Origin of the sequence: Actinomadura darangshiensis, from assembly GCF_004349235.1 — a bacterium.
GTDB classification, from domain to species: domain Bacteria; phylum Actinomycetota; class Actinomycetes; order Streptosporangiales; family Streptosporangiaceae; genus Spirillospora; species Spirillospora darangshiensis.
Window position 1 is genome coordinate 1 of record NZ_SMKY01000411.1, and the last position, 6,359, is coordinate 6,359.

Genomic DNA, 6,359 nt, shown 5'->3' on the forward strand with positions numbered 1-6,359 from the left:
CCGCCGTCTTCCCCACCCGCGCCGAGTTCTCATTCGCCCACCCGCCACACGCCCTACTCGACGGCGCGAGCAGCATCCGGGCCGCCGGCCTCTCCCTCAACATGCTGTGCCAGCAGTACCCCGACACCCGCCTGTTCCGCCTCATCGAGGACGGCGCCACCCTGCACGCCCTGTTGCTAGACCCCGAAGGCGAAGCCATCCGAGCCCGCGAACACGAAGAGGGCTACAGCGACAACCACCTCACCACCCTCACCCGCCTGAACATCGAGGTCCTGACCCGCCTCCGCAAACGCCTATCGCCCGAGGCCCAAGACCGCCTGTCGGTCGCCGTCTACGACGAGACGATCCGGTTCAACATCACGCTCCTGAACAACCAGCTCTGCGTGATGCAGCCCTACCTACCGAACGCCCGCGGAGTCGACTCGCCCACCTTCCTCGCCGAGCGCACCGCGACCGGTGCCGGACTGTATGAGACGTTCGAAGAGATCTTCAACGCGCTATGGGAACGAGGCCGCACCGTATGACCGACGCACCAGCAGCACTACTGCCCGTCGCCCTCCAGGCAGCGGAGATAGCCAGCGACCTAGTGCGCACCCGCGTTCCCGGCCTGCTCACCGCCAAGGGCGACCGCGACATGGCCAGCGAAGTCGACTACGCCGTAGAACGCGCCGTCCGTGACCACCTAAAAGACCGAACCCCCGGCATCCCCGTCCTCGGCGAAGAAGAGGGCATCAGTGGAGACACCACCGGCGAACTCATGTGGGCGATTGACCCGGTAGACGGCACGGCCAACTTCGTCCGGGGCATGCCACTGTGCGGGATCTCCATCGGCCTCATCGAACGAGGCCACCCCGTAGTAGGCGTCATCGACCTGCCGTTCCTGGGCAACCGCTACCACGCAGCCCAACACACCGGCGCCTACCTCGCAGACCGCCGCATCCAGGCCAGCATGACCACCGACCTCAAAGACGCCATCGTCGCCATCGGCGACTACGCCGTAGGCGAGGGAGCCGAAGCCAAGAACCGCCAACGCATCGCCCTCACCGAACGCCTAGCCGCCAACGTCCAACGAATCCGCATGTTCGGCTCAGTGGCCATCGATCTAGCGTGGGTCGCCGAAGGCAAACTAGACGCCAGCATCACACTGTCCAACAAACCCTGGGACATGGCCGCCGGCGTGGTAATCGCCCGTGAAGCAGGTGCAGCCGTGGTCGATTATGAGGGGGTTTCTCACACTATGTCTTCGGGATCAACTGTTGCGGCGACGACGAGTGTCATTGACCAACTATCCTTCCTGCTGAGTCGATCGACATCATGACCGTCCGATCGGGATGGCATCCAAGGCGCTGAAAGAATTATGAACATAAATAATCTCGGCCCGGGAACTCTGGTCACCATCGAGGCGTTCGGGCGAACCTTTGAAAATATTCTCCCGGGTGCAGCTCAAGATCTGCGCACTTTAGAAAAGGAAGGAGCCATCTATGTCGACGATAATGATCTCGACGAAGAGGGCAACATAGCCAGGAATGGCAGTAGGTTTCGAGTAAAGCTGTCTCCATCGGAAATATTCGAGTATGTTGAGGCTAGCATTGTCCAACAAGAATATGTCAGACTCCTCGATAGAGGCCTTGGTCACACTGAGGCGATAAAGAGACTGTTTTCGCCAAAATATCGAAATAGGCTCCTTGAGTACGATGAATTCTTGGCCAAAGAAGATCCTGAACTGGCAGCAGATATGCGGGGCTGCTTCGCAAGTTTCATCGGACCGGAACTTGAGGACCTGCTATGCGGCATGCCCGATGACAGGTATGAGAGAATTCCATTCTTGGGAAATGAAGTAAATCAGAGTGAAATCGTACTAAAAACCCTTAGATCTATCCCCACTTCAATTAGAAAACTCCATCGCCGCTCCAACAAGCGTCCACCTTTCTTGATAGAAAACGAATATGACGTGCAAGATCTGATAGAGATAGTACTGCGAGGATTGCATCCCGAAGTCATCAGAGAGGAGTGGACTCCCAAAAGCGCAGGAAGTGCCAAAAGAATAGACTTGGCGATCCGGCATCTCGGGGTAATGATCGAATGTAAATATGTACGAAGCTCTGGTCACTCTAAAAAACTTGCAGACGAACTAAAGATCGATTTCGAAAGTTATCACAATCACCAAGATTGCCGACATCTATTCGTCTACATTCATGACCCCAATCAATACATCAGCGATCCGGAAAACTTTGCCTCCGATCTCAATGGCATTCGCCGGAAACGAGACCACGAGTTCTCCGTCGAGATCTTTATAGGCTGACTCGCACTTCTCTAGCCGTGCCACTTGAGGTTTTGGTCCCAGGACACTGCTGCTTGCCGAATTGGGCTGTTTTAGATCAAGGGGCGGCGGCGCTCAGGCCGCTGCGCGGCCCCGCGCCAGGCCGCCCGGAGCATGCGGCGTGGGCGCCGGTCACCGGACGGCCGCGCCGGGCCGCGCATCGCGCCACGTCCGCCGGCCCCGCCCCGACCGGTCACCGCGGGGGCCGCGCCGCCGCCAAGTCCTCGCACCCGTTGAGGCTCAATCGCCTCCGGCGGGGGCCTCTGACTCTGGGAAGCTCACTCCGAGCCCGTGACTGTCGTTGGTGGTTGGGGGATGCCTGAGCTTCCCGTCTGCCGTCGTCCCGATCGGAGATCTACCAGACCAGGGCCAGGGGGCCAAGGTCGTTCGTCCAGTGGGGCGCTCCACCTTGGCCCCCTGGCCCTGGCCCGGCAGCGCGGAGCGCGGGACGACGGCAGACGGGAAGCTCAGGCGGAAAGAGTGGTGGCGGGCGTCCGCCGTCGACGTCCGGCCGCGCGGATTCCAAGATCCGGAAAATACGCGGAATCGTGCGTGACCCAGAGGGGCGGAAGGGGTGCTTTGCCGCAGGTCAGCGAGCGTTGGCCGGGTGAATCCATGGCGGGCTGTAAATCCGTCGGCTTAGCCTACCCAGGTTCGAATCCTGGACCCGCCACCACCACGTAAAACGGCCCCTGACCAGCTACAACGCTGTCAGGGGCCGTTCTCGTTGGGTCCCAGTAGATCCCGACCGTTCCCGGCAATTGCCGGGTGTTCACGGGACAGTCACGGGACAGACTGTGCGGGCTATGACCTCCCTAGTCGTTGTCCTTGAGAGCGTCCTCGATACGGCCATTCCACATCTGCTCATGGCCGTCGATGCACCCGGCGTAGACCCGTAGCAGCACGTCAACGCCGTGCCCAGCGCGGCGCGCGACCTCGGGCGCCGGGACGCCGGCGTTCAGGGCGAGCGTGACGCCGCTGTGGCGGAGGTCGTACGGCCGCCCGGCGAGCGGAGAGGCCACCTGTGTGGGCGTGAACGCCTTGTCTCGGGCTGTCTGCCAGACGCGCCCGTAGACGCTCTCCGAGAGCGGCCCACCACGCCCACCAGAGAACAGGCGACCGTCCGGCGCCGTCCCGTGCTCGTCCAGGTGGCGACGCAGCAACCGGACGAGTTCCGGCGAGGTTGGGACGGCCAGGCGATCTTCTGCGGCGCGCCAGAACCAGGGCGCGCGGGGCGCGTTCGACGCCGAGGTCCGCGCCCTTGGCCTGGAGCCCAAGCACGAGATCACCACCGAACACGCCGAGCCGCTTGCGGACGTCGCCGAGGCCCCCGGCGTGCCGACCGGAGAGGCCAACTGCCTGGTCCGTCGCCGGCGTCTCCTCGCTAGCGACATCCCCGTACGGATCAACGAAAGCTCGGTCCCCTCGACGTCGCCGAGGGCGAGACAGGCCTGCTTGACCGGAACGCCCTCAACCGCCAGCTCGGCCACGAGTGCGAAGCGGGCTTCTGGAGGCACCACCTGCTCGACCGCCCGCGGCGCCCCTCCGCAGGATCTTGACCTCGTTCTCTAGCTCGGTGATCCGTACTTGGGCCTGGCCCAGGGCAACGGACTCGGCCTCTGCGGGACTGGGTGACTTCAGGCCACGGTCGATCGGGTCCCGCCGTATCCAGCGGTGGGCGGGACTCCGCGATGCCCAGGGACGCTGCCACGTCCCGCACCGATCGTCCCGATTCCAACAGATTCAGGGCACGCCGGTGAAACTCTGGCGAGTAAGGCCTGGGCACCAGAACGATCTCCTTCAGAAGATCGCCGAACCTTACCTCTCTCAATACCCCTGCCCGTGAAACGCGGGCAACATTAAGCTTTCCGCGCTACGGGGGGAACCTCAGCGGAAGGTCGGCGGTTCGTCCCTGCCACCTCTCTGAACAGCGCAAAGGCGAGACCCGGAACCAGTCTCGGTTCCGGGTCTTTTGATGTCCCTAGCCGTGGGCATTCCTCTGCGTGCTCGGCATGAGCTTCAGTACACCGTGGGAGACGCTAACGCACAGCACCGTGGGAACGAGCACTGTGAGCACCCCGATCAGGCTCGCCAGCAGGGAGTGCGCAATGCCCACACCGGTGGCCACCGCGGCAAGAAACACGTAGACCATGGCCAGGGCTCCGGCAACGGCGGTGGCGACGAGCCCCTTGGTGAACAGACGTCCCCTCTTCGCGGCCACCTCTCCGATAACGCTGGCCGGCAAGAACAGCAGCGGCACCAAGACGACGCCCACCACACCGGAAAGCAGCAGCAGGAAAGGCCCGGCCAGTGGACCGCCGGTGTCCGCATCAGCGACGACTGCGCACGCGAGCAGACCGGCGTAGATGATGACGCCCTGCACGACGAACGCCGAGCAGGCGACTAGCGCACCAACCAGGTGCTGGCCAGTCTTTACGAACATGATGCTCTCCCCGTGGTCACGCCCGGTCGGAACTTCCCCGCACCGATGCGCCGAGCCGGAACAGGTTGGCAGTTCACCCATGTCATCGACCGAAACGTCCAGATTGTGATCATATCGGACGGTTGTTGTAGTTGGTGGTGACGGCCGGTGACTGTGCCACACCGTCGCTGACCGGCACCCAAGGCGGCCGATGGCACAGCATGAACCCTCTGCCACGGGCCGCACGGTCAGGTTCTAGGCCAGATACGAGGCGTCCGCGCCTCATGCGCGTTGGTGGCCAAGGGCCGTGATCTCCTCAGTGCCGAACTCTTAGGGCGGCCGGCTACCGAACCAGAACGACCAGGACCGCGGCGACCGCCGCCGCCGCCGTCCCGACCGACAACGGAAGTTGCGGCTCCGTGGCCACAGAAACACCGCCTACAGCAGCGATGAACACACGGTCACTGGCGGTACGAGCGGAGGCCATGTCAGCCGCTGTGACGGCTGAGATCGGTTCGCGCCAGGGGGCACAGCGGCTTACGTGGCGTACCTCAGCGCGGGCCGTGGCGAGGTGGGGGTGCCGGTGGTCGGCATCGAGAAACGTGTGGCCTTGCTAACGGCGGTTCTGGACGGGCTGGACGAGTGTGGATCTTGCTCGTGGGACTTCGTGCGTCGCACGAGAACCATCACTACGCGCCCGTCAAAGGGCCGCGGCGCTTGCGTCGCCGTCCCGGCCGGCTCTGGCGGTTGGCGCGTGCGGCGTGGATGCTGGTCACCGACCGGCGGCCCGGACGGCTGCGCACCACACTTCGCCGGGCCTTTGTTGCCCGGCTGACGGCGGTCACGGGACACGCGCCGCCGCCTCTCCCTCACTACGTGCCGTTGTTGCGCTCGGCTCTGGCATGGACGACCAGCACCACGGCGCTGGGTAAGGCGGCTACAGGTCCGGTAGAGGCATCGTGAACAAGCCCACGAACGCAAACATCGCGCCGACAGCGATCGCGATACGCGCGATCACGGCTGATTTTCGTCGCCCTTGAGTCTGATACGGACGTAGGTGATCAGGTGGGTCGGGCACGTGGCGATCGCCTCGCCGGTTGGATAGATGATCGTGAATTCCGCGCCCTTGTCGCACACTTCGCGGCCTCCTTGAGCACACCAGCCTGCCCGGCTGACCTCTGCCTTCGCCGTGTAGTGGTCGGAGTTCCACTTCTTGACCTCGATGTTCGCCATGGTTTGCCCTCCAGGCGCTGTCCGGTCGGGTGTAACAGGTGCAAGGTTAGTGGCTGAGGGTGACGATTTTGTCTATTGTTGTTAGGGGAATTAGCAGGCCGATGTCCCAGGTTTCGTCGTCCTGGCCTATTAGCAGGGTTGCCTGGTCGTCTGGTGCGATCGTCCAGAAGACTGGGGAGCCTGCGCAGTTGCCTATCTGCAGGGACTTTCGCTCCTCCCAGCTTGCTTCGCGGATGCCGTTTAGGCGGGAAAGGTTCGCGAGGGTGGCTCGGATGTGCAGTTCCCATGTTTCAGATTGCAGCGTCAGCGTTGGGAGCGGGTCGGCATCTGCGTCCAATGTCACCTTGACCATGTGGGGATGCTTCCACATGCGGGGGCCTAGGC

The 6,359-nt window shown here is 63.1% G+C and carries 7 protein-coding genes and 1 tRNA gene; 4 read left to right on the top strand and 4 right to left on the bottom strand.

Annotation, left to right across the window (positions count from 1 at the left end):
- The 4 genes from E1293_RS48210 to E1293_RS48215 all read left to right on the top strand — a co-directional run.
- Positions 1-524: DUF5919 domain-containing protein (locus E1293_RS48210; RefSeq protein ID WP_207939448.1), on the top strand; the 524-nt coding region annotated here is incomplete at its 5' end.
- A complete protein-coding gene (locus E1293_RS43095) occupies positions 521-1,318 on the top strand; it encodes an inositol monophosphatase family protein (protein WP_132205311.1) in 798 nt (265 codons plus the stop codon). The genes E1293_RS48210 and E1293_RS43095, both read left to right, overlap by 4 nt.
- 39 nt (positions 1,319-1,357) lie before the next feature.
- Complete coding sequence (locus E1293_RS43100; protein ID WP_132205313.1) at positions 1,358-2,302, top strand: PD-(D/E)XK nuclease domain-containing protein; 945 nt, start codon at positions 1,358-1,360, stop codon at positions 2,300-2,302.
- A 619-nt stretch (positions 2,303-2,921) separates the two neighbouring features.
- Positions 2,922-2,996, top strand: a tRNA-Tyr gene (locus tag E1293_RS48215).
- A 139-nt stretch (positions 2,997-3,135) separates the two neighbouring features.
- On the opposite strand, the gene E1293_RS43105 is transcribed toward E1293_RS48215, so the two are convergent.
- The 4 genes from E1293_RS43105 to E1293_RS43120 form a co-directional block, all read right to left on the bottom strand.
- Complete coding sequence (locus E1293_RS43105; RefSeq protein ID WP_132205315.1) at positions 3,136-3,342, bottom strand: site-specific integrase; 207 nt, start codon at positions 3,340-3,342, stop codon at positions 3,136-3,138.
- Between the two features lie 959 nt (positions 3,343-4,301).
- Positions 4,302-4,763 carry a hypothetical protein gene (locus tag E1293_RS43110; RefSeq protein WP_132205317.1) on the bottom strand — a complete coding sequence of 154 codons (462 nt, stop codon included), beginning with the start codon at positions 4,761-4,763 and terminating at the stop codon, positions 4,302-4,304.
- Between the two features lie 993 nt (positions 4,764-5,756).
- Positions 5,757-5,975: a hypothetical protein gene (locus tag E1293_RS43115; RefSeq protein ID WP_132205319.1), complete on the bottom strand. Its 219-nt coding sequence runs from the start codon at positions 5,973-5,975 to the stop codon at positions 5,757-5,759.
- 46 nt (positions 5,976-6,021) lie between these two features.
- A partial coding sequence (locus E1293_RS43120) for a hypothetical protein (protein ID WP_207939449.1) occupies positions 6,022-6,359 on the bottom strand: 338 nt, incomplete at its 5' end.